We start from the raw sequence: 20,799 nt of genomic DNA, 5'->3' as shown, positions 1-20,799 counted from the left end.
CTGTCGTTTTCGGGCTTGGTAACGACAGTTACGGAGCAATCGACAGGTTTCGACAAGCTCAACCAACGACGACGGCGGCGAGTCACCAGCAAAGGTGACTCGCCGCCGTCGCGGTTTGTTGCCGTAAGGAAGAGAAATTACCAGCCGCGCTCGGCGAGGCGGTGCGGCTGGGGGATCTCGTCGACATTGATGCCTACCATGGCTTCACCGAGGCCGCGGGAGGCCTTGGCGATGACGTCCGGGTCATCGTAGAAGGTGGTGGCCTTCACGACGGCGGCCGCACGCTGGGCCGGGTTGCCGGACTTGAAGATGCCGGAGCCGACGAACACGCCGTCCGCGCCCAGCTGCATCATCATGGCGGCGTCGGCCGGGGTGGCGATGCCGCCGGCGGTGAACAGCACCACCGGAAGCTTGCCGGCAGCGGCGACTTCCTTGACCAGTTCGTACGGGGCCTGCAGTTCCTTGGCCGCGACGTAGAGTTCGTCCTCGGGCAGCGCAGCGAGCTTGGCGATCTCGGAGCGGATCTGGCGCATGTGCCCGGTGGCGTTGGAGACGTCGCCGGTGCCGGCCTCGCCCTTGGAGCGGATCATTGCCGCGCCCTCGTTGATGCGGCGCAGCGCCTCACCGAGGTTGGTGGCACCGCAGACGAAGGGAACGGTGAAGTTCCACTTGTCGATGTGGTTGACGTAGTCAGCCGGGGTCAGGACCTCGGACTCGTCAATGTAGTCCACGCCCAGGGACTGCAGGATCTGGGCCTCGACGAAGTGGCCGATCCGGGCCTTGGCCATGACCGGAATGGAGACCGCATCGATGATCTGGTCGATCATGTCCGGATCGGACATGCGGGACACGCCGCCCTGGGCACGGATATCGGCCGGAACGCGTTCCAGCGCCATCACAGCAACAGCACCGGCGTCTTCGGCGATGCGGGCCTGTTCGACGTTGACGACGTCCATGATGACGCCGCCCTTGAGCATCTCAGCCATGCCCCGCTTCACGCGGCTGCTGCCCGTGACGCTGTTCGCGGACGAACCGGCTTCGCTGCTTACATCAGGTGTAGACACAAAAACCCCTATGGGTAGATAGATGACCTTCGCCGGGCGTGCAGGCGGCAAGTGCCGGACTGTGCACACACGGATTTGCCGGATCCATTGACCGGGCAGTCCTAATACTAGTCCCCCCGCGGCCGGCCGGCTTAATCATGCTTAATCAGCCGGTGACGGTTCCGCCTGGGCCTGCCTGCGGACGGAAACCACGCGCTGCACCACGGTGACGAAGCTTGCCAGCGCGAGCAGCACCAGGGTCACCAGCAGCACCACCGATGGAAGGCCCAGTCCGGTGAACCCGGTCACCACCAGGACCGAAACCAGGCGTTCGGCGCGCTCGGCTATCCCCACATTGGCCGTGAACCCGAGCGACTCCGCCTTGGCCCTGGCGTAGGAAACCACCATGCCCAGGACAAGGCAGACCATGGCGGCCATGGCGATAGGGGTATCAGCGCCGCCGGTGAAGAACCACACGGCCAGCCCCGCGAAGAGCGCGCCGTCGGCGATCCGGTCGAGGGTGGAGTCGAGGAAGTTTCCCCAGCGGCTCTTGACGTCCTGCATCCTGGCCATGATGCCGTCCAGGACGTCGGAGAAGATAAAAGCCGTGATGAAAAGTGTTCCCCACCAGAGTTGCCCCAGCGGGTAGAACACCAGGGCCCCGACCACCACACCGGCCGTACCGATGATGGTCACAGCGTCGGGCGAAACACCAATCTTCAGGAGCCAGCGGGCAAGCGGAGTGAACAGGGCGGTGAAAAAACCGCGGGCGTGCCTATTCAGCATCCGTCTCCCCGGGCCAGGCGTCGGCCACCTGCTGGCGGACCTCGTCGAGGGTCTGGGTGATGGCCTTGGTCTGGGCAATGATGGGGAAGAAGTTCCCGTCCCCGCCCCAGCGCGGAACGATGTGCTGGTGCAGGTGGGCGGCGATCCCGGCGCCGCCCACCACGCCCTGGTTCATGCCGAGGTTGAAGCCGCCCGGATTCGCCACCTTCCGCAGGACCCGCATGGCCGTTTGCGTAAGCTCGGCGAACTCCGCCGTCTCCTCCAGCGTCAGGTCCGTGTAGTCCGGGATGTGCCGGTAGGGGCACACCAGCAGGTGCCCGGGGTTGTAGGGAAAGAGGTTCAGCACCACGTAGCAGGTCTTCCCGCGGTAAACGATGAGTGCGTCCTCATCGGTCCGGCCGGGCCCCACGCAGAAAGGGCAGTCATCTTCATTCTTGAACTGGTGCTGCCCGCCCTTGATGTAGGCCATGCGGTGCGGAGTCCACAGGCGCTGGAAGGCGTCCGGGACACCGGCGAGGTCAAAGTCGTCGGTAACGCCGGCATCACCTGGATACCCGGCGCCTGTGTTCTCCTGCACGGTGCTGTTCCGTTCCCTAGCTGGTCCGGTTACGGACGGCTTCCGTGATCCGCTTGACTGCCTCTGCAACCGGCACGCCGTTGTCCTGGCTTCCATCACGGAAGCGGAAGGACACGGCACCGGCTTCGGCGTCGTCGCCGCCGGCGATCAGGACAAAGGGAATTTTGTCCTTGCTGGCAGTACGGATCTTCTTCGGGAAGCGGTCCGAGGACGTGTCCACCTCAGCGCGGATGCCAACCGCCTTAAGCTGGTCGACGACGTCGAACATGTACTCGTTGAACGTCTCCGCCACGGGGATGCCCACCACCTGGACGGGCGCCAGCCAGGCGGGGAAGGCACCGGCGTAGTGCTCGGTGAGCACGCCCATGAACCGCTCGATGGAGCCGAACAGGGCGCGGTGGATCATGACGGGCCGCTGCCGCGTGCCGTCGGCCGCCTGGAATTCGAGTTCGAAGCGTTCCGGCAGGTTGAAGTCCAGCTGGATGGTGGACATCTGCCAGGTGCGGCCGAGCGCGTCCTTTGCCTGCACGGAGATCTTGGGACCGTAGAAAGCTGCTCCGCCCGGATCGGGGACAAGTTCCAGCCCTGACTCCTGGGCCACCTCGGCGAGGGTCCTGGTGGCTTCCTCCCAGGTGGCGTCGTCGCCGACGTACTTTTCGGGGTCCTTGGTGGAGAGTTCGAGGTAGAAGTCGTTCAGCCCGTAGTCCTTGAGCAGGCCCAGTACGAAGTTCAGCGTCTTGGTGAGCTCGTCCTTCATCTGTTCGCGGGTGCAGTAGATGTGGGCGTCGTCCTGTGTCATGCCGCGCACCCGGGTGAGGCCGTGCACCACGCCGGACTTTTCGTACCGGTAGACGGACCCGAACTCGAACAGTCGCAGCGGAAGCTCGCGGTAGGAGCGCCCGCGGGACCTGAAGATCAGGTTGTGCATGGGGCAGTTCATCGGCTTCAGGTAGTAGTCCTGCGCCGGCTTGCGGATGGTGCCGTCGGCATTGAGTTCCTCGTCGACGCGCATCGCGGGGAACATGCCCTCCTTGTACCAGTCAAGGTGGCCGGAAACCTCGTACAGGTGGCCCTTGGTGATGTGGGGGGTGTAGACGAACTCGTAGCCGGCTTCGACGTGGCGCTGGCGCGAGTAGTCCTCCATCTCCTTGCGGATGATGCCGCCCTTGGGGTGGAACACAGGCAGGCCGGAACCCAGCTCGTCAGGGAACGAGAACAGGTCCAGTTCGGAGCCGAGCTTGCGGTGGTCGCGGCGTTCGGCCTCGGCGATCCGCTCCTGGTAGGCCTTGAGGGCATCCTTGGTGGGCCACGCCGTGCCGTAGATCCGCTGCAGCTGCTGGTTCTTCTGGTGGCCCAGCCAGTATGCGGAGGATGAACGGGTCAGGGCGAAGGCGTTCGAGATGAGCTTGGTGTTGGGCAGGTGGGGGCCGCGGCAGAGGTCGCACCAGACGGTGGTGCCTTCCTTGCGTTCCACATTGTCGTAAATGGTGATGTCGCCTGCGCCGACCTCGACGTTGACGCCTTCGCCGGCTTCGGCGGCCTCGTTCTTCTTGCCCAGCAGCTCGAGCTTGTAGGGCTCGTTCTTCATGGCCTCGCGGGCTTCGTCCTCGTTGACCACGCGGCGGACGAACTTCTGGTTCTGATTGATGATTTTCTGCATCATCTTTTCGAGGGTCTTGAGGTCCTCGGGGGTGAAGGGCTCCGCGACGTCAAAGTCGAAGTAGAAGCCGTCCGTGATGTAAGGCCCGATTCCGAGCTTGGCGTCCGGGCGCAGCTGCTGGACGGCCTGGGCCATGACGTGGGCGGTGGAGTGGCGGAGCACGTTCAGCCCGTCGGGGGAATCGATGGTGACGCCTTCGACGTCGGCGCCCTCCGGAAGTTCCTGGTCCAGGTCCTTCAGCTCGCCGTTAACGCGGGCCACAACAACGTCGCGGCGCTCAAAGAAGAGTTCCGCACCGGTTGTCCCGGTAGTCACCTTGGTCTCTTCGCCATCGACGAGAAGGGTGATCTGCTGGGCATCTGACACGGGTGTCTCCTATTCAAAGTTAAGGCTTCATAGCTTGTGGCGTACGGGGACCACAGCCAGCCATCGTCAATGCTATCGGTTCAACTGAGGGCCGACCAACGCGGCGCACGGCATGCTCAGCCGTTAAATCCCGTGATGGCGAGGCTCCTGCTGATCCCGTCCAGGGGGTGGGGCACATCCTGCCCGGGCGTGGAGGGGTCCGGAAACGGCAGGGTTTCGGTCCTGCTCAGGTCCCAGGCCATGCTGGCGCTCAGGCTGATCCCCCGGGGGCCCGTCCGGCGCGTGGTGCCCCGGATCAACAGCAGCCGGGTGCCAAACAGGAGCATGCCGGCTTTTTCCTGCGCTTCGTGGAAAAACACCGAATCGATGCATCCGGTTCCGTCGTCGATGCTGATGAAGACAACCCTCCTGCCGCCCCTCATGGGAGGCGTCTGGGTTGCAACCCGCACGCCGGCCACCAGCACTTCCGTGCCGTTGCGCAGGCCAAGGAGTTTGTCTGCAGTGATGACGCCCAGCCTGTCCAGCATGGGCCGGTGGCTGTCCATCAGATGCGAGCTGACATCAACCGCCATCAGGTCAAGCTCCGCCCTGACATTGTCCACCAGCGTGGGTGCCGGCAGCCCCGGGCTGACGTTGCGCAGTTCAACATCGCCCAGCGGGAGGGACAGTTGCCCCTCAAGGACTTCAACCCCCTTTTTGCTGATGCTGGTTGCCTGGAGCTTCTGCAGATGGTGCACCAGGTCAGCCCGGTTGGCCGTGCCTCCCGCCTCCCGGTGCAGGGAATCGAAGGCGCCAAGCTGCGCCAGCCGCTTGATGCTCGGCTTACTGATTCTTGACCGTGCCCGAAGGTCTGCCAGGGAGTCGTAGGGCTGGCCTGCGACGATTCTTTTCAACTCCGTTGCTGAGAGCCCGTAAATCCCATTAAGGCTCAGCCGGATCCCCAGCTTGCCGGCATCCTGCCCTGACCTGACCCGTTCCACCCGGTATTCGGCTTTGCTCAGGTTGATGTCCAGGGGAAGGATCGGGATGCCAAGCCTTCGGGCTTCCGCCACCAGCAGCCGCTTGGGGTACATCCCGGGATCGTGCTCCCACAATCCTGCAAGGAATGCCTCGGGATGGTGCGCTTTCAACCATGCTGACTGGTAGGTGGGGACAGCGAAGGCAGCTCCGTGCGCTTTGCAGAACCCAAAGCTGGCAAAGGACTTCAGGGTTTCCCATACTTTGTCGATGACGTCGGGGGAAAAGCCCTTGGCCTTTGCGTGCTTGCGGAAATACTCCTCAACCTGGGATTCGCCATCCTCGCTGCTGAGGGCCCGGCGGAACTCATCGGCCTTCGCAAGCCCGCAGCCGGTCATCACGTCGAATGTCCTGAGGATCTGTTCGTGGAAAACCGTCACCCCGTGGGTTTCCTGAAGAACAGGCTTCAGGAGAGGGTGCGGGTAGACCTCGGGGGCGAATCCGTGCCGGTGTTCCAGGAAGGGCCGAACCATGTCAGATTTCATGGGCCCGGGACGGAACAGCGAAATATCGATGATGAGGTCATTGAACTCCCGCGGCGCCATCTTGCCGATCAGTTCACGCTGGCCCGGGGATTCGATCTGGAAGCAGCCAAGGGTGTGCGTGCTCCTGATCAGCTCGAACGTGGCTTCATCATCCAGGGGCACTGCATTGAGGTCGATGTGGCCGTTGTCCGCGATGTAGTCAGGTCCCGACCCGCCCTGCCCGGGAGAATGGTTCCCGGCAGCCACCACGTCCTCCTTCGAGGGATGGATGCGGATGATCTCCCGGACAGCAAAAGCCATGGCACTTTGCATCCGGACACCCAGGACATCGAGCTTGAGCATGCCCATGGGATCCATGTCGTGCTTATCGAACTGGCTCATGGGCAGCCCGAGACCGCTGGGCTGGACCGGGGTGCGGTCCAGCAGGGTGGCATCACCCAGGATCACGCCGCAGGGATGCATGGAAATGTGGCGGGGCAGCCGGTCAAGGCGTTCAGTCAGGTCAACCAGCAGGTCCAATTGCTGGTTTCCGGCAGCATCGCGCCGCTCAACCCTTCCGGCAAACTCCCGCAGTTCAGGTTTTTCCTGCAGCGCCTCCCGGAATTTTCCGGCCGAGAACCGCCACAACTGCTTGGCAATCTCCCCTACCTCGCCGTCGTCCATGCCCAGCGCCATTCCGGCGTCGCGCACGGCACCCCTGGCGCGGTAGCCGTTCTGCATGCTCATCAGCGTGACCCGTTCGGAACCGAACCTCTCGAAAATCCGCCGGTACACGTTGTGGCGCTCCGCGCTTTCGACGTCGATGTCTATGTCCGGAAGAGTGGCACGGTCCTGGGAAAGGAAGCGTTCAAAGATCAGGTCATGCTGGAGGGGGTTCACCTGGCTGACATCAATCAGGTAATTCACCAGGCTGGAAGCCCCCGATCCCCGGGCAGCAGCACGGACGCCCATCTCCTGGATCATCCGTGACACTTCAGCGACGGTGAGGAAGTAGGAGGAAAAGCCAAGATTCCGGATGATGCCCAGTTCATGCTCCAGCCGGGTAAGCATGGCCCTCTCCCCGGCTCCGCTTATCCCGGGGAACCTCCTGCCGATTCCGGCGTGGCAACGCTGGACCAGTTCATCATGGGGGTCCTGGTTGATCCCGATCACCGAAGCCTCCGGAACCACCGGTTGTTTCCACCCCATGTCCGTAGTGGGATCGATCCGGCACAGATCGGCGAGCGCCTCGGTTTGGGTCATCAGTTGTTTGAGGTCTGCGGCGCCAAATCCTGCTGCGGAAATGATCTCCTTGCCAAGCTGGAGCATCTGGGCCGATGTTTTCAGCCATCCCTGGCCGGTGGGCTGCAGCAGGGGCTCCCTGGCAAGTTCCGGCAGGGACTTCAGGGTGCGGGCAGAGTCAAGCACATCGGCAGTGGGCGCTCCATCCGCGGCGCAGTACCTGACGGCGTTGGTCAGGATCGCCGGGATGTGGTGTTCCTCGGCGAGCCGGAGCATACGCACAGCGTGGGAGGTACTCAGCGGGGAACCTGGGGGACTTAGCTGCGAGACAATCTCGGCAACCACGGTCCCGCCGGGCATGACGTCCAGCCACTGCTTGAACAGTGTCCGGGGCCGGAGGTATCTCCGCCCTCCCATGGCCAGGCCGACGTCCGAATCCGGCCCGAGCAGGACGGTCAATACCGGCTTGAGTGTGTGGTAGTCAAGGGTCCGGGAGGCAAGCTCGGCGCGCGTGACAGCCACCGGTACGGCTCCCCCGGACTTCCCGGAGGTCCGGGCATGGGCATCAGAGACCAGCCGGCATAAGGCACGGTACCCTGCCCCGTTGTTATGGCCGCGTGCAAGCACCACCACCCTGCCCGCCACTTGGGTGCGGTGATCGCCGTCGTCGTCAAAGACTGCAAGGTCCACCCCCACAATGGGATCGATTCCTGCCGCCATGCATGCCTTGAGGTGCTTAATGGTCCCGTACAGGCCGTCGCGGTCAGTGCAGGCGAGCGCTGTGGCACCGTCAGCTGCCGCGCTTTGGGCAAGTTCTTCCGGCCAGGAGACTCCATAGTGGGCACTGAACGCCGTGGAGACGTGAAGATGCGTAAAGCTCATGCTGTTGTGGGTCGGAGGCCGTCATGGATCCGCAGCAGCCGCCAGCGGCCGCTGCCAATGTGCCGGGTGAGGTCGAGGGTGAGCGGTTCGTCCTGCTCCCTGCCGGTGCGTTCGCGGCCGTCAACCGGCAGTACCTGGACACGCCAGATCTCGTGGTCAACCACTCCCTGCCCGCTTCCAAGCGGTGCCCGGCTGACTTCATCCCACCATTGCCGGCGTTCATACCAGCGGACGGGTTCAGCACAGACAGTGTAGGAACGCCCTGACCAGGTAAGGCTTACCGGTTGGCCGTCAGGAGCGCAGGCAACATCAACGGATTCGCTGAACATGCCCATGGGCGCCTCCCGGTGAAACTGAAACTATTCGAATATTTATTCGAATATATCCAGTCTACGCCGGGTTCCCGGCCAACGCATCCACAGGTGGGCAAGGAAGCCTCGCCGGCTTCCTCCGTTTCCTCAGCACAGGGGTGGACGGACCGTACGCCAGGGAGCAGGATTGTGCCATGGACACCAAAGACGCACTCCTCAAGCAGGTCAGCATCAAAGCCCAGGACTCAACCCTGGTGGCCACCTTCGATCTGGACGGCACTATTCCAGGCTCCGGCGCCTACGTGGTGGGGCTTGTTGCGGCCAGCCCGGACTACTCCTCCCAGCGGCGGCTCGGCATTGAATTCATGAACGGCGAACCCATCGCCTTCTACTCGTTCAGCCACGAGCAAAGCACGGAAGAGAACTACGACCTCTCGGGCGTAACCCACTCAGAGAACTCCATCACCGGCCATTTTCCCCTCGCGGCCATCAATGGGCTCGGAAAGTCACACGTCATGACAGGCTTCAGCGAGGCGGACGGCCGGGAATTCCAGTCCGGCGTTCCGGTGGATGAAGCACTGTAAGAAGGCGTGAGCTGACCTGTAAAGGGTCAGCTGTTTTGTTTGTGGACCCGCATCTCGAGCTCGATAAAGCCGGAGATCATGGCGCGGTAGGTCGATTCGACGATGTCCGGATCGATGTCCTTCTTTTCGGCCGCGGACCGGACATGCTCGATGATCCGTTCCACCCGCCCCGGCGCGCGGACTTCAGCGTCGTCGCCCTTCAGGGTTCCGGCGATGCGGATCAGCCGTTCGCGGCGGGCGATGAGGGTGACAATCTGCTCATCCACTTCGTCAACAGCAACCCGGACGGCAGCGAGCTGTTCCTTGTCGGCCAAAGCGTCTCTATCGTTTCCTTGAATTGTTGCCATCGTCTGACAGTATCGAAGCATGCAGCCCCGAGTCGACTTCATCTCATTAGGTGTCCGCAGCGTCCCGGCGTCCCGCGCCTTCTATGTTGAGGGCCTCGGCTGGCCGGTCCACCAGGAGGTCCCGGGCGACGTCGTCTTCATCCAGGTAAACCACGGCCTGGTGCTCTCCCTGTGGGACGCCCGGCAAATGCAGGCCGAGGCGGGCGTCAGCGCCCCGGGTCCGGTGCCGTGCATCACCTTGAGCCACAACCTTGCCAGCACGGAAGAGGTGGACCGGGTCATGGCGGAGGCAGCAGCAGCGGGGGCCGCCATCATCGCCGAGCCGGTGACGCAGCCCTGGGGCGGCTACAGCGGCTACTTCGCCGACCCCGACGGTTTCCGCTGGGAAGTTGCGTACAACCCCACCTGGGCAGTGGACGACGGCGGCGCGGTCACCGTATAGGCCGGCGGCAGCGCCGCATGGCCTGCTGGATAAGCCCGGCCTGCTAGAACAGGGCCTCCACCGGCTGGATCAGTTCCGGCCCGTTGTTGCGCACGTTGCCTACCTCCTTGCCCACGGACTCCACCCGCCAGTCCGCTGCCACGTCCTTGACCCCCGACCGCACCAGGTCCACCAGCCCGGCGGCGTCGTCCACGTCGGGATCGAGCCAGGCCTGCATGGTCGCCTTGTCCATGGGCAGGGGGACCCGGTCATGCAGTGCGGTCAACTTTCCGAAGACCGTCGACTCACTGCCCGGAGGCGGCGTATCAGTCGTCAGGATCGACGTGGACAGCAGCCATTGCCCCGGTTCCCCGGCTGGGACGGACGGGTCCTTCCACCATTCGTAGAGCCCGGCAAAGACCAGGCCCCGGTTCTCTCCGGGATGCACGTAGTAGGGCTGCTTCGATTTCCCGGGGCCCTGCTTCCATTCGTAGTACCCGTCTGCCGGTACGGCGCAGCGCCGGGACTGCACGGCCTTGCGGAAGGCCGGCTTCTCCAGCACCGATTCGCTCCTGGCGTTGATCATCCGTGACCCGATGCCGGGATCCTTCGCCCAGGAAGGGACCAGGCCCCACTTTGCAACATGCAGCTGGCGTACCTGCTTACGGGCCGGGCCGTCGTCGATCAGCCGTTCCAGGACGATCGGGACATCATCGGTGGGCGCCACGTTCCAGGAGGGCGGGATGCTCACCTCGTCCTCCAGCTCGGCGTCGAACTCTGCCAGGAGGTCCCCCACGGCACGTGCCATCACATAGCGTCCACACATGGCTCCAGCATGCCATCGGCGCCACATACTGTCATCCAGGCGGCACCGGGACCTCCGGGCAGGGGGAATACCGGGCGGCGCGCTACCGTTGACAGGAACGAAACCTACATCGACGCAGAGGAGAATTCTGTGGACTTCACTCCCGAATCCGGCACCATCACCATGTTTTCCACCACCTGGTGCGGTTACTGCAACCGGCTCAAGAAGCAGCTGGACGCGCAGGGCATCGGGTACACCGAGATCAACATCGAGGAAGTGGAGGGCACGGCCGAACTCGTGGAGCAGCTGAACGGCGGCAACCGCACCGTTCCCACGGTCCTGTTCCCGGACGGCACAGCCGCCACCAACCCCTCCGCCGCCGAGGTCAAGACGCGCCTGGCAGCATAACCACCGCGGCCGCCCGGCCGTTCGAACCGTTGCGGGTCATGCCCCCAGGCTGCTGAAGGAAGCAGTTTCCAGGGTGGCATGGCCCGCATACGTCTGCAGGACTGCATCCACCACGGCCTCCACATTCACGCCGGGAACCAGGTCGTCCACCGCCCCGGCCGTGGCAGGGTCCCACTCCAGCCCCAAGGCTGCGTAGCTGTCGGTCAGGACTTTCCGTATCGGTGCGGAGTTTTCCACCACGATCACTGAACTGAAAAGCCACCCGCCGGCAACCACCCGCTGGGCCGTGCCCACGAGTTTCACGCGGTGCGCCGGGCGGGCGGGATCAGTGCCGTGAACGCTGAACTCTCCGGGGCAGTATTCACCGGGTATTTCCCCGACAGCCGCCTGTACCCCTGCCCTGCGCAACGCCTGGGCAAACAACTCCCCGAAGTGCCCGAACCGGGTCTTGGAGCCGGCAATGGCATCCGGGTCCGGCTCGATGTGGTCCACCACCAGGGTCCCCTGGTGGTAGGCGGCGGCGCGTCCCCCGGCCCTGCGCACCAGCGGCTCGAAGCCGTTGTCCCTGCATGCCTGCGCGGCTGCTTCGAATCCCGGCAGGCGGGTGTCGCGCTGGCCGAAGGCGACGGTGGGGGCGGGCCGGTAGAGCCGCAGGGTTGGCCCGATCTCCCCGGACTTGGCCCGGGCCAGGAGCTCCAGCCCGAATTCCAGGTCACGGCCTGCTCCCAGCGAGGCTTCCTGCCGCACCACTGTCAGTGTGCGGGGTCCCGGTCCGGCGTCATGCATGTTGCTAGGCTCCCTTGTGGTCTTGCTGTTCCTTGTTGTTGCCGCGGCGTTCGCCGTGATTGACGCCGTCTGGCTCAAACTCGGCCCCGTTCTACCGCAGCCATTTCGGGGAGCTGCCGGCGGACAAGCCCCACCTAGGTTACGCCGTAGCCTTCCAGGTCATTTACATCGCGGCATCGTGTTCGACACGGTTCAGCCCCCCGCATCACAGGCCGCGGCGCCCCACCCACAGGCCGTGGAGCAGCGGGACCACGGACGCTGCCATCAGCAGGTTGCCCACTGCGGAGTCATCCGCCCGTATCAGGGCCCCCGCAATGAGAAGGGCAGCGAAGACCACGGCCGACGCCGAACGGCGGGCCGTGCGGTCCAGCCGGGCAACCTGCCGCTCAAGGCGCGGGTTGGCAACAGCGAGGTTCCCCTCCTCAGCCCGGGTGATGAGGCCGTCCAGCCGCCCGGGCAGCCGAAGGGCGAGTCCCCCGGCGTCAATCGCCTGCCGGGCGGCGTCCTGCACGATGTTGCCGCGCTCGTCACGCAGCAACCGGGCAGCGTACGGTTCCACCGAGTCCCAGAGGTTGTAGCGGGCGTCCAGGGAGCTGCACACCCCCGAGGTCAGCGATACTGCGCGGATGATGAGCAGGAAGTTCTCCGGCAGCTGGAATGGCAGGGAACGGACCACGTCGCCGAATTCCACCGCGAAGTCACGGAACTCGCGTGGATCCACCTCGCGGAGTTCCGCGAAACCCATCCCACCGAACCGGGCGAAGAGATGCGTCATTGCCCGCTCCAGCTCCACGGTGTCGGCCGCCGGTACCAGGACGCCCACGTCACGGATGGCGGCAACGAGTCCTTTGCCGTCACGGGCTGCGGCAGCGATCAGGAGCCTGCGCAGGCCGGTGCGGGCTGAGGCTGTGACCTCGCCCATCATGCCGAAATCGATGAACGTCAGTTTCCACGGGTGTTCCCCGGCGCCGGCAGGTGCGGGGGTGACGAAGATGTTGCCGGGGTGGGGGTCGGCGTGGAAGAAGCCGTTGGTGAACAGCTGGTCGAACATGACCGCGGCGAAGACGGGAGCCACCGCCGCGGGGTCGATGCCGGCCGCACGAAGCGCAGCCACATCGGTGATCTTGATGGCCGTGACATCCTCGAGGGTGAGGACGCGGCGGGTGCACCGCTCCCAGACGGGCAGGGGCACCTGCACTCGGACGTCGCCGGCAAAATCGGCGGCGAAACGCTCGGAGCTGGCAGCCTCGTGAAGGTAGTCGATTTCCTCAAAGCTGGTCTGCGCGAATTCCTCCAGCAGGGCGGGCATGTCGGCACGCTCGGAGACAAACCGGAAGTGGCTGAGCCATCCGGCCACCCTGCGCAGCGCGGCCAGGTCGACGTCGACGATCGCGTCAATCCCCGGACGCTGCACCTTGACCACAACGTCCTTGATCCCGAACTCATCGGCGTCGTCAGGAAGGAGCCGTGCACGGTGCGCCTGGCCCAGGGATGCGGCGGCGAGCGGAGTTACCTCGAACATGGCGAACGCCCGCTCAAGCGGGAATCCCAGCTCGGACTCGGCAAGGGCGCGGATGGCGGGGAAAGGGACCGGCGGAACCTCGTCCTGAAGGCCCTCGAGCTCCTCGGTGATCTCGGGTGGCAAAACGTCAAGCCGGGATGACAGGAACTGGCCCACCTTGATCATCAGGCCGCCCAGGTCCACGGCCAGGACATGGAAACGCCGGGCGAAGCGCTGCATCCTCGGCGAACGCGTCCGTGCGGCAACCCTGGCCAGCCCGATCCTGGGGAGGAACAGTTCGAACCACCAGGTGATTGCCAGGTGCCAGGCAGCGAACCGGAGGATGCGGCGGTAGCGGGCACGGGTGTTTCCCGCGCCCGGTGCCGGAGCGGACCGGCCCCGGGGGATGGACGGCACCCGCGTCAGTCCTGGGCGAGAATCGAGTACATCCGGCGGCGTGCCTCCTCGAGGACCGCCACGGCCTGCCTCACCTGTTCGGGTGATCCCGTGCGGTTCACCTGCGCTGCTGCCTGGGCGAGCTCAACGCCTGCCTTGGGCAGGGACATGAACTCGGCTCCGCCGTGGGGGCCTGCTGCGTCCCATGGAGCCGATGGGTGGTCGCGGGCAACTTCCTCCCGGCCGGCTTCGGTGAGGCTGTAGATCTTGCGGCCGTTGGACTCCTCGGCACTGATGACGCCCTCGTCGGCCAGCAGTTGAAGCGTGGGGTAGACGGAGCCCGCGCTCGGCTTCCAGCTGCCGCCGCTCCGGTCCTCAATTTCGCGGATGATCTGGTAGCCGTGCATGGGGCGCTCTGCCAGCAGGGCCAGAACCGCCGCCCGCACTTCGCCCTTGCCGGCGCGGGTGCCGGCGCGCTTCTCGAATCGGGAACGCAGTTCGTCCACAGCCTGCCACAGGCCGTCGATATTGGTGCCGCCGAATCCATACGCCGGGTACGAGCCACGCATGATGGTCTCCTCTGTGAATCGCGAACGATATACAACGATACTTAACGATACAACCGGGGAGGCCCGGCGGGGCGGCCGTCAGAGGAGTCAGGTCCTGCGGAGCGTCAGGATCTGCTCGGCGCGGCCGAACGGGCCCTGCCGGTCGTGCAGGACCGTTGACGTCAGTCCAATCCCGTCCCGGCCGAAGGACACGGCGTTGTCCAGGCCCAGCCACTCCCCCTCCGGGCGGCGGTACATGTGGATCTGCAGGTCCAGGTTGGGAAAGGCGTAGCTGTCCTTGCCGGGCGGAACCCGGGCGGCGATGCCGTTGGCTGTGTCCACCAGCCCCATCAGCCGGGCCAGGTCGCTGCTGTCGTTCCGGTCCGTCAACGGATGGTCGGTGCGGAGCCAGACTTTGCCGGCCCCCGGCCGGTGCCCTTCGGCCACGCGCATCTCCAGGGACCTGATGTAGCCGCCGGGCCAAACGGCGGAACCGTCATAGGGTTTGCAGTCGTCGGGCCCGGGAATGGCCGTGTCCTCGATGGCTGCCACCGCGGCGGTATCGCTGGTGATCATCCGCCACGCCGTGGCGCGGATGGCTGTCCGGCCGTCGGCAACGAGTTCGGCCTGCAACAGCTCGATGGTCCGCCCGGGCCGGAGGGTGGAGGTTTCGATGTGGAACCCGCCGCCGGGGATCAGCCCCAGGATCTCGTAGCTCAGGCGTGCCATCCGCATGTCCGCCCGCGGCTCGTGCCGTTCCAGGGCGTCAGCCATCAGGCCGGACGCGGGTGCCATGTGCTGCTCGTGGACGTTCCAGGCGCCCTGCGCGTGGATGGTGGAGCGGAAGCGGCCACCGCCCAGGTTCTGGTAGTAGGCATTGCCGTGCGCCAGTTCGGGAAGCTCTTCAGTCAACGGTGACCTTTCGGCGGATCTCAGTGAATTGGCACTAACTCTATCCGCTGGGGCCGGAGGACCGGCCAGCGGGTCGGATTGAAATGTTTGAACGTGGAGGAAGGCAGCGGACTAGACTCAGGAACTGGTCCTGTCAGCATCCCTCGGAAGAGGTGTTCCATGCGCGTCATCAGCTACAACCTCCGCAAGCACAAGGCCAGCGGCGAGCTCCTCGCCCTGGCCCGGAATCATGACATCGATGCGCTGTGCCTCCAGGAGGTGGATTCCAGCGACCTGCCGGAAACCCTGGGTCCCCTGCACCTGGCGGACACCACCAAGGGCAACCGGCTGGGTCTGGCCATCTACTACCGCACCAGCCGCTTCACCGCGTTGGACACCCAGTCCTTCGCGCTGAAGAAGTCGATGCATGACAGGGTGCTGGCACCGGCCCATGAGAGGCTGATCGGAACGCGGGTGATGGACAATGACACGCAGCATGAACTGGTGATCGGATCGTTCCACGCCGCCCCGCTCACCGCGTCCAATTCGCTTCGCCGCAAGCAGATCCATGCCGCCCATGCCGAGCTGCTGAGCATGGGCAAGGGCCTGATGACCCTGATGGTGGGCGACTTCAACTACCCGTTCTTCACCAAGAACCTTGATATCCACATGAAGAATTCGGGTTATGCGCTGTCCCTGAGCAACCGCCGCACCTACACCCGGTACAAGGTGTTCAAGGGCCACTTCGACTTCGCGACGTCCCTGGGCCTGGACATCCAGAGCGTGGAGACACTTCCGCGCGGTAACTCGGACCACCTTCCCATCCTGGTCACCGCCGAATACGGCCCGGACTACTAGGCAGCGCGCTCTACGGGGACGCCAGCCGCTCCCGCAAGGCAGGCCATGCCGCCGCGAAACCGGGGTGCAGTTCCTTCGATTCCACCTCGCCCAGCGGAACCCAGAGCAGTTCAATGCTCTCGGGATCGCTGATCACCGGATCGAAAGGCTCCCGCACCAGCACCACCACGGTGGTGTAGGACCAGTAGCCGAGATCCAGCACCGAGGTGAAGAGCACGTCCACGCCCGCAGGCGGCACCGCCGCTTCCTCAAAGGCTTCGCGGAGGGCGCCGTCAACGGGTTCTTCGTTTTCGTGGAGGGCCCCGCCCGGCAACCCCCAGGTACCGCCGTTATGGCTCCAGACAGCCCGATGCTGGAGCAGAACGCCTTTGGACGGGTCATAGGCAAGCACTCCCGCAGCGCCGAACCGGCCCCAGTAGCGGCCGCGCTCCCCCTCCACCCAGGCGTCACCGGGATCCCGGGGACCGGTCCGGACGGGCGGAGTGGAGGATGCTGCGGAGGCCGGTGAATGATCCATCACGCCAGTCTGCCAGCTCATTCATCCTGGGCCCAGCACACCGCCCGGCCTCAGGTGCCGTGCCCGCGTTCGACGGCGAAATCACCGCCGGGGTACATGATGGTTTCGTGTCCGTCGTCGAAGCGGACCAGGTAGGGCGGCGTTCCGCCCTGGCCACGCACTTCAACGATCACCCCGTGACGGTCCGTGGATCCCACAGTCCTTCCGTGGACGATGATCCGGTCACCCTGCGCTGCCTCCATGGCAATCACCTCCAGCCCCCAGATTACGTCCACGCAGCGGGCCGGAACAGGCCCCGCGTGGCAGGATTTCCCTATGCCGCTCAGCCTCCTCCTGATTGCCGATACCCATGTCCCCAAACGGGCCAGGGACCTTCCCGCCCAGGTATGGTCCGCCGTCGAGCACGCCGACGTGGTGTTCCATGCGGGGGACTGGGTGGAGGCGGCATTGCTGGACCGGTTGGAACAGCGAAGCCGTTCGCTGGTGGGCGTGTACGGGAACAACGACGGCCCGGACCTGCGCAGCCGCCTCCCCGAAACGGCGCACATCACCCTGGAAGGCGTCCGTTTTGCCATGGTGCATGAGACCGGGCAGGCCAAGGGGCGGGAGCTGCGGTGCGAGGCCCTTTTCCCGGATGCCGACGTCCTGGTTTTCGGGCACAGCCACATCCCCTGGGACACAACCTCCCCAAGAGGCCTGCGGCTGCTGAACCCGGGCTCCCCCACGGACCGCCGCCGGCAGCCCGCCTGCACTTTTATGACGGCGACCGTCGACGGCGGCAAGCTCGCGCAAGTGCGCCTCGTGGAAGTCCAGCGGGTGTAATCACGGGTTGGCAGGTGGCCGCTCGATGCCTAGGCTTGAACGGTAAGCATACTTAGCTTTTGGAATCCACCAACCACCAGGAGGACCACCATGACAGACCAGTACACCTTCCGTAACCCGGTCACCGCCTACGAGCAGATCTCCCCGCCGGAACAGCACCAGCCCGAGCCCGGCCTGGATGCGGAGCTGACGCCCAAGGCGGACCTCGGGGAGGACACCTACCGCGGCACCGGACGGCTGGAGGGCCGGAAGGCGATCGTCACGGGGGCGGACTCCGGGATCGGCGCGGCGGCGGCCATCGCCTTCGCGCGGGAAGGGGCCGACGTTGTCCTGTCGTACCTGCCCCAGGAGGAGGAGGACGCTGCCCGGATTGCCGGCATCATCGAAGCCGCGGGCCGCAAGGCCGTCAAGGTTCCCGGGGACCTCAAGGACCCGGTAGTCTGCCGCGAGGTCGTGGACACGGCGGTGGCCGTGCTGGGCGGCGTGGACATCCTGGTCAACAACGCGGGCAAGCAGGTGGCGCAGGAGGAGCTGGCCAATATCACCGACGAGCAGTTCGACCACACGCTCAAGACCAATGTGTATGCGATGTTCTGGCTGACCAAGGCCGCGCTGCCGCATATGCCTGCCGGGTCCACCATCATCAACACCACGTCCGTGCAGGCCTACAACCCGTCGCCGACGCTCGTGGACTATGCCACCACCAAGGCCAGCATCAACAATTTCACCAAGGGCCTGGCGCAGCAGCTGGCGCCCAAGGGCATCCGGGTGAACGCCGTTGCGCCGGGGCCCATCTGGACCCCGCTGCAGGTCAGCAGCGGCCAGCCGAAGGAGGACCTGCCGGAGTTCGGGCAGTCCACTCCCCTGGGCCGCGCCGGGCAGCCGGCGGAACTTGCGCCCGCGTACGTGTTCCTCGCCTCTCCGGAGTCCAGCTTCGTCATTGGTGAAACGCTGAACGTCAACGGCGGCAGCCCCACGCCGTAACGGCTATGCGCCGTCCTGTTCAGCCAGCAGGGCGTCGGTGGCTTCGTCCGGCTGGCCGTCGAAAAACTGGGCCAGGACGGTTTTGAACACCGTTTCGCCGGGCGCGGCGCGGAGGAAAAGCGTCATGGACGACTGCAGTTTGCGGGCGTCGATGCCGCCCAGGATGTCCTCTGCGGCGCGCCCGGCGTGGTTGGTGAGTGCCTGGGCGCATTCGAGCAGGCGCGGTCCCAGCACGTCGTGCTCAAGGTATGCGCGGGCTTCGGCCAGCGAACTGATGGCGTATGTCCGGGACGTTGCGCTGTGCCCCAGGCCCGCAATCTGCGGAAAGATGAACCACATCCAGTGGCCGGATTTTCGGCCCAGCTGCAGCTCTGCCAGCGCCTGATCATAGATTCCGCCGCTGTCCTGCGCCGAGAGGAAGCGTTCCAGGTCAAAGGGCTCGTTCATGGGTGTCTCCTTGTGGTGGGGCTTCCGGTCTGGCTTGCTGGTCAATCAGGGCCGCTGCCTGGCGCAGCCGGGTGTCCGGGTCCTTCCGCCACCGGGCCAGGACGACGTCCGCCCGCTGCCGGTCCCGGTCGGGCAGCCCCGCAAGCAGCGGCACCACCACATCGGCCACCAGCGGATCGGCGAGTTCCCGGGTCTGCGCGGAGCGGAGGAAGCCCTCCATCCGGGTCAGGTCGGAGTGCCGGAGGACACCCACCCTGGACTGGAGCAGCACCACGGCCGCCAGCCGCCGTTCGAAGACGGGCCGGGCACCCGGCTTCGGCTGGCCCCACAGGGCGGAGGCGAGCAGCACCACCCCGTCATGGTCCAGGTCCTTGTACTTCCGGAGTGCATCGCGGACGGTTCCCCGGACTGCGCCCACCGAGGAACCGTAGGAGGCGAGGGCCCCGCCCAGCCTGCTCCCGACGTCGTCCGCCCGGTACCAGGCACCCTCATTCTGCAGCGTGCGGTCAACGAATCCTGCCGCAGCCGTGACAGTGTCCGCGGTGCTGCTCACTGCCGGCCCGCCGCAGCGTGGTTGATGCAATACGGCGTCCAGGGCCGGGCCTCCAGCCGCCCTTCGGCTATGGCTTCACCGCAGACGGCGCAGCTGCCGTAGGTCCCGGCCGCAAGGCGTGCGAGGGCGGCCTCCACCTGGTCCAGGCCTGCGCTGCTCTGCTTCAGCAGCGCCGAAGCCTGCGAGAGTTCGAAGGCGATGGTGGCGCCCTCCGGATCGTGTTCGTCGTCCACGTTCGAGTCCTGGCGGGCCGAGTTGGCCGAGGCGATATCCGCGCGGAGGGAGGGGAGCAGGGCCACCTTCCGTTGCCGCTCCTCCTCGAGCATGATCCGGAACCGTTCGAAATCAGGCATGTGAAAAGCGTAACCGCCCGTGCATCCAGTGCGGGTCAGTACCAGTTTTTAGCCACGGAGTGGTTCCAGGCCCCGCACGGCGAGCCATACCGTTCACGGATGTAGCCAAGGCCCCAGTCGATCTGCGTGCGGTAGCTGGTGAGCCAGTCGCCGCCGGCGCTGGCATACTTGCCCGGCGGCAGCGCCTGCGGGATTCCATAGGCCCCGGAATAGGGGTTGGTGGCGGTGGTCAGCCAGTTGGATTCCTTGGTCCAGAGCTGGGCGAGGCACAGGAACTGGTCCTGGCCCCAGCCATAGGCGCCCAGGCGGCCGGAGGCATAGGTCTTTGCCCCCGCCGGATCGTTGACGGCGCCGCCGGGTATGGAAGGTACGACGACGGCGGGCGGGCCGGGCGGGACAGCAGGCGCCGGCGGAGGTGCTGGAGCGGCGGGAGCCGCCGGGACAGGATTCGCCTGTGCCGGATTAGGACGGGCCGGATTAGGAGGGGCCGGATTGGGAGGGCCGGGATTCAGGAGCCCGGGATTCGCGGCCGGCGGATTCCGGGTTCCGGCACCGGCAACACTGGCGCCGGCTGCCGCCTGCCGGCGGGCCTGTTCCTCGGCGGCTGCCCGCTTTGCCGCCTGGGCTGCCTCATAGGCCGCGAGCGCCGCCTGGCCCTGCCGGTACTCCCCCTCCACTGCCGCCGTCGTCCCCTTGAGGGAGGCAAGCTGTGCGGTCAGTTCCCCGCTGCGCCGCTGCTCCTCCCGATCTGTCGCGCCACGGCATCCTGCGCGGAACGTGCTGCGTCCAGGGCCACGAAGAAACCCATGGCTGTCCCGCCAGTGCGGTAGGACTGGGCGGCCAGCGCGCCGATCTCCCTCCTGTGCTGCAGCAGTTCACCGTTTGCCTGGGCAGCCTGCGCGGCCAAGGCGTCCACCCTGGCGGTGGCGGACTGGAGGGCGGCGTCGGCCACGGCATAGTCCGCAGCCGATGTCACTGCGGCGCTCCCCACCGACTCGGACTGGCTCTGCAGGCCGTTGAGCAGGTCATTGATCCTGGAGATTTCGGCGGCCTTGCCGGTCTCCGTCTGCTGCGCCTTCTGCACATCCTCCCAGGACGGATACCCGCCGGGCGGCATCTCAACGGCTGATGCCGGGAGCAGCGCGGCCGAGGTGGCGAGGGCAACGGCCAGCAGGCCTCCCAGCAAGGGAGATCTCGCATTGGTCACGAACGGGGACATAGTTCCGAAGC

25 protein-coding genes are annotated in these 20,799 nt (G+C 65.6%); 6 read left to right on the top strand and 19 right to left on the bottom strand.

What is annotated here, in order from left to right; all coding sequences use genetic code 11:
- Window positions 1–137: 137 nt before the first annotated feature.
- The 6 genes from pdxS to AC5RWA_RS18970 form a co-directional block, all read right to left on the bottom strand.
- Window positions 138–1,064: a pyridoxal 5'-phosphate synthase lyase subunit PdxS gene (gene pdxS / locus AC5RWA_RS18995; protein ID WP_115525730.1), complete on the bottom strand. Its 927-nt coding sequence runs from the start codon at window positions 1,062–1,064 to the stop codon at window positions 138–140.
- A gap of 141 nt (window positions 1,065–1,205) precedes the next feature.
- Entirely contained in the window at window positions 1,206–1,829 is a 624-nt protein-coding gene (gene pgsA, locus AC5RWA_RS18990; RefSeq protein WP_494058672.1) for a phosphatidylinositol phosphate synthase, read from the bottom strand.
- Window positions 1,819–2,406, bottom strand: a complete 588-nt coding sequence (locus AC5RWA_RS18985) for an HIT family protein (RefSeq protein WP_079596238.1) — start codon at window positions 2,404–2,406, stop codon at window positions 1,819–1,821. The genes pgsA and AC5RWA_RS18985 overlap by 11 nt, the downstream gene beginning before the upstream one ends.
- 16 nt (window positions 2,407–2,422) lie before the next feature.
- Window positions 2,423–4,432 (bottom strand): threonine--tRNA ligase, encoded by a 2,010-nt coding sequence (thrS, locus tag AC5RWA_RS18980; RefSeq protein WP_494058671.1) that lies wholly within the window; start codon window positions 4,430–4,432, stop codon window positions 2,423–2,425.
- 116 nt (window positions 4,433–4,548) lie between these two features.
- Complete coding sequence (locus tag AC5RWA_RS18975; protein ID WP_494058670.1) at window positions 4,549–8,037, bottom strand: DNA polymerase III subunit alpha; 3,489 nt, start codon at window positions 8,035–8,037, stop codon at window positions 4,549–4,551.
- A complete protein-coding gene (locus AC5RWA_RS18970; protein ID WP_275729983.1) occupies window positions 8,034–8,372 on the bottom strand; it encodes a DUF6504 family protein in 339 nt (112 codons plus the stop codon). The genes AC5RWA_RS18975 and AC5RWA_RS18970 overlap by 4 nt, the downstream gene beginning before the upstream one ends.
- Before the next feature lie 170 nt (window positions 8,373–8,542).
- Here AC5RWA_RS18970 and AC5RWA_RS18965 point away from each other — a divergent pair, with 170 nt between their 5' ends.
- A complete protein-coding gene (locus AC5RWA_RS18965; RefSeq protein ID WP_079596242.1) occupies window positions 8,543–8,932 on the top strand; it encodes a hypothetical protein in 390 nt (129 codons plus the stop codon).
- Between the two features lie 26 nt (window positions 8,933–8,958).
- Here AC5RWA_RS18965 and AC5RWA_RS18960 read toward each other — a convergent pair whose 3' ends face one another.
- On the bottom strand, window positions 8,959–9,279 hold the full coding sequence (locus AC5RWA_RS18960; protein WP_079596243.1) for a chorismate mutase: 321 nt from the start codon (window positions 9,277–9,279) through the stop codon (window positions 8,959–8,961).
- A gap of 19 nt (window positions 9,280–9,298) precedes the next feature.
- On the opposite strand from AC5RWA_RS18960, the gene AC5RWA_RS18955 reads away from it, so the two are divergent.
- Window positions 9,299–9,721, top strand: coding sequence for a VOC family protein (locus AC5RWA_RS18955; RefSeq protein WP_494058669.1), 423 nt, complete (start codon window positions 9,299–9,301; stop codon window positions 9,719–9,721).
- A 43-nt stretch (window positions 9,722–9,764) separates the two neighbouring features.
- Here the strand turns inward: AC5RWA_RS18955 and AC5RWA_RS18950 are convergent, their stop codons facing one another.
- Window positions 9,765–10,508, bottom strand: coding sequence for an SOS response-associated peptidase (locus AC5RWA_RS18950; protein ID WP_395929743.1), 744 nt, complete (start codon window positions 10,506–10,508; stop codon window positions 9,765–9,767).
- 147 nt (window positions 10,509–10,655) lie between these two features.
- On the opposite strand from AC5RWA_RS18950, the gene AC5RWA_RS18945 reads away from it, so the two are divergent.
- Window positions 10,656–10,913 carry a mycoredoxin gene (locus AC5RWA_RS18945; protein ID WP_079596246.1) on the top strand — a complete coding sequence of 86 codons (258 nt, stop codon included), beginning with the start codon at window positions 10,656–10,658 and terminating at the stop codon, window positions 10,911–10,913.
- A gap of 36 nt (window positions 10,914–10,949) precedes the next feature.
- Here the strand turns inward: AC5RWA_RS18945 and AC5RWA_RS18940 are convergent, their stop codons facing one another.
- The 4 genes from AC5RWA_RS18940 to AC5RWA_RS18925 form a co-directional block, all read right to left on the bottom strand.
- Window positions 10,950–11,699: a lipoate--protein ligase family protein gene (locus AC5RWA_RS18940; protein ID WP_494058668.1), complete on the bottom strand. Its 750-nt coding sequence runs from the start codon at window positions 11,697–11,699 to the stop codon at window positions 10,950–10,952.
- Between the two features lie 205 nt (window positions 11,700–11,904).
- Window positions 11,905–13,617, bottom strand: coding sequence for an ABC1 kinase family protein (locus AC5RWA_RS18935; RefSeq protein ID WP_494058667.1), 1,713 nt, complete (start codon window positions 13,615–13,617; stop codon window positions 11,905–11,907).
- Between the two features lie 5 nt (window positions 13,618–13,622).
- Complete coding sequence (locus tag AC5RWA_RS18930) at window positions 13,623–14,165, bottom strand: PadR family transcriptional regulator (protein WP_275729996.1); 543 nt, start codon at window positions 14,163–14,165, stop codon at window positions 13,623–13,625.
- A gap of 87 nt (window positions 14,166–14,252) precedes the next feature.
- Complete coding sequence (locus AC5RWA_RS18925; RefSeq protein WP_494058666.1) at window positions 14,253–15,056, bottom strand: thioesterase family protein; 804 nt, start codon at window positions 15,054–15,056, stop codon at window positions 14,253–14,255.
- A 159-nt stretch (window positions 15,057–15,215) separates the two neighbouring features.
- On the opposite strand from AC5RWA_RS18925, the gene AC5RWA_RS18920 reads away from it, so the two are divergent.
- Window positions 15,216–15,893 (top strand): endonuclease/exonuclease/phosphatase family protein, encoded by a 678-nt coding sequence (locus AC5RWA_RS18920; RefSeq protein WP_079596251.1) that lies wholly within the window; start codon window positions 15,216–15,218, stop codon window positions 15,891–15,893.
- A 10-nt stretch (window positions 15,894–15,903) separates the two neighbouring features.
- Here the strand turns inward: AC5RWA_RS18920 and AC5RWA_RS18915 are convergent, their stop codons facing one another.
- The gene (locus AC5RWA_RS18915; protein WP_275730007.1) at window positions 15,904–16,410 is read right to left on the bottom strand and encodes an NUDIX domain-containing protein; all 507 of its coding nucleotides are present in this window, start codon (window positions 16,408–16,410) and stop codon (window positions 15,904–15,906) included.
- Between the two features lie 50 nt (window positions 16,411–16,460).
- Window positions 16,461–16,652: a DUF1918 domain-containing protein gene (locus tag AC5RWA_RS18910; protein ID WP_275730002.1), complete on the bottom strand. Its 192-nt coding sequence runs from the start codon at window positions 16,650–16,652 to the stop codon at window positions 16,461–16,463.
- A gap of 73 nt (window positions 16,653–16,725) precedes the next feature.
- On the opposite strand from AC5RWA_RS18910, the gene AC5RWA_RS18905 reads away from it, so the two are divergent.
- The gene (locus AC5RWA_RS18905; RefSeq protein ID WP_079596252.1) at window positions 16,726–17,232 is read left to right on the top strand and encodes a metallophosphoesterase family protein; all 507 of its coding nucleotides are present in this window, start codon (window positions 16,726–16,728) and stop codon (window positions 17,230–17,232) included.
- A gap of 90 nt (window positions 17,233–17,322) precedes the next feature.
- Window positions 17,323–18,216: a glucose 1-dehydrogenase gene (locus AC5RWA_RS18900; RefSeq protein WP_079596253.1), complete on the top strand. Its 894-nt coding sequence runs from the start codon at window positions 17,323–17,325 to the stop codon at window positions 18,214–18,216.
- A gap of 3 nt (window positions 18,217–18,219) precedes the next feature.
- Here AC5RWA_RS18900 and AC5RWA_RS18895 read toward each other — a convergent pair whose 3' ends face one another.
- Genes AC5RWA_RS18895 through AC5RWA_RS18875 form a run of 5 tightly spaced genes read right to left on the bottom strand, consistent with a single transcriptional unit; the run spans window position 18,220 to window position 20,788 of the window.
- Window positions 18,220–18,663 carry a DUF1810 domain-containing protein gene (locus AC5RWA_RS18895; RefSeq protein WP_494058665.1) on the bottom strand — a complete coding sequence of 148 codons (444 nt, stop codon included), beginning with the start codon at window positions 18,661–18,663 and terminating at the stop codon, window positions 18,220–18,222.
- Window positions 18,647–19,216, bottom strand: coding sequence for a DNA alkylation repair protein (locus tag AC5RWA_RS18890; protein WP_494058664.1), 570 nt, complete (start codon window positions 19,214–19,216; stop codon window positions 18,647–18,649). Before AC5RWA_RS18890 ends, AC5RWA_RS18895 begins: the two co-directional genes overlap by 17 nt.
- Window positions 19,213–19,569 carry a TraR/DksA family transcriptional regulator gene (locus AC5RWA_RS18885; RefSeq protein WP_079596256.1) on the bottom strand — a complete coding sequence of 119 codons (357 nt, stop codon included), beginning with the start codon at window positions 19,567–19,569 and terminating at the stop codon, window positions 19,213–19,215. Before AC5RWA_RS18885 ends, AC5RWA_RS18890 begins: the two co-directional genes overlap by 4 nt.
- A gap of 35 nt (window positions 19,570–19,604) precedes the next feature.
- Complete coding sequence (locus tag AC5RWA_RS18880) at window positions 19,605–20,246, bottom strand: aggregation-promoting factor C-terminal-like domain-containing protein (protein ID WP_494058663.1); 642 nt, start codon at window positions 20,244–20,246, stop codon at window positions 19,605–19,607.
- 38 nt (window positions 20,247–20,284) lie between these two features.
- Window positions 20,285–20,788: a hypothetical protein gene (locus tag AC5RWA_RS18875; RefSeq protein WP_494058662.1), complete on the bottom strand. Its 504-nt coding sequence runs from the start codon at window positions 20,786–20,788 to the stop codon at window positions 20,285–20,287.
- Window positions 20,789–20,799 lie beyond the last annotated feature (11 nt).

This window comes from Arthrobacter sp. 210 2, assembly GCF_059093025.1.
This window is presented reverse-complemented; position numbering and strand designations above follow the sequence as displayed.

Excerpts from the sequence above, each read along its gene's own strand:
- AC5RWA_RS18905 (WP_079596252.1), top strand. The coding sequence starts at position 16,726 with ATGCCGCTCAGCCTCCTCCTGATTGCCGATACCCATGTCCCCAAACGG.
- AC5RWA_RS18885 (WP_079596256.1), bottom strand. The coding sequence starts at position 19,569 with ATGCCTGATTTCGAACGGTTCCGGATCATGCTCGAGGAGGAGCGGCAA.
- AC5RWA_RS18915 (WP_275730007.1), bottom strand. The coding sequence starts at position 16,410 with ATGGATCATTCACCGGCCTCCGCAGCATCCTCCACTCCGCCCGTCCGG.
- AC5RWA_RS18900 (WP_079596253.1), top strand. The coding sequence starts at position 17,323 with ATGACAGACCAGTACACCTTCCGTAACCCGGTCACCGCCTACGAGCAG.
- AC5RWA_RS18970 (WP_275729983.1), bottom strand. The coding sequence starts at position 8,372 with ATGGGCATGTTCAGCGAATCCGTTGATGTTGCCTGCGCTCCTGACGGC.
- AC5RWA_RS18965 (WP_079596242.1), top strand. The coding sequence starts at position 8,543 with ATGGACACCAAAGACGCACTCCTCAAGCAGGTCAGCATCAAAGCCCAG.
- AC5RWA_RS18960 (WP_079596243.1), bottom strand. The coding sequence starts at position 9,279 with ATGGCAACAATTCAAGGAAACGATAGAGACGCTTTGGCCGACAAGGAA.
- AC5RWA_RS18920 (WP_079596251.1), top strand. The coding sequence starts at position 15,216 with ATGCGCGTCATCAGCTACAACCTCCGCAAGCACAAGGCCAGCGGCGAG.
- AC5RWA_RS18940 (WP_494058668.1), bottom strand. The coding sequence starts at position 11,699 with ATGCATGACGCCGGACCGGGACCCCGCACACTGACAGTGGTGCGGCAG.
- AC5RWA_RS18895 (WP_494058665.1), bottom strand. The coding sequence starts at position 18,663 with ATGAACGAGCCCTTTGACCTGGAACGCTTCCTCTCGGCGCAGGACAGC.
- pgsA (WP_494058672.1), bottom strand. The coding sequence starts at position 1,829 with ATGCTGAATAGGCACGCCCGCGGTTTTTTCACCGCCCTGTTCACTCCG.
- AC5RWA_RS18930 (WP_275729996.1), bottom strand. The coding sequence starts at position 14,165 with ATGCGTGGCTCGTACCCGGCGTATGGATTCGGCGGCACCAATATCGAC.
- AC5RWA_RS18955 (WP_494058669.1), top strand. The coding sequence starts at position 9,299 with ATGCAGCCCCGAGTCGACTTCATCTCATTAGGTGTCCGCAGCGTCCCG.
- AC5RWA_RS18910 (WP_275730002.1), bottom strand. The coding sequence starts at position 16,652 with ATGGAGGCAGCGCAGGGTGACCGGATCATCGTCCACGGAAGGACTGTG.
- AC5RWA_RS18950 (WP_395929743.1), bottom strand. The coding sequence starts at position 10,508 with ATGGCACGTGCCGTGGGGGACCTCCTGGCAGAGTTCGACGCCGAGCTG.
- AC5RWA_RS18975 (WP_494058670.1), bottom strand. The coding sequence starts at position 8,037 with ATGAGCTTTACGCATCTTCACGTCTCCACGGCGTTCAGTGCCCACTAT.
- AC5RWA_RS18875 (WP_494058662.1), bottom strand. The coding sequence starts at position 20,788 with ATGTCCCCGTTCGTGACCAATGCGAGATCTCCCTTGCTGGGAGGCCTG.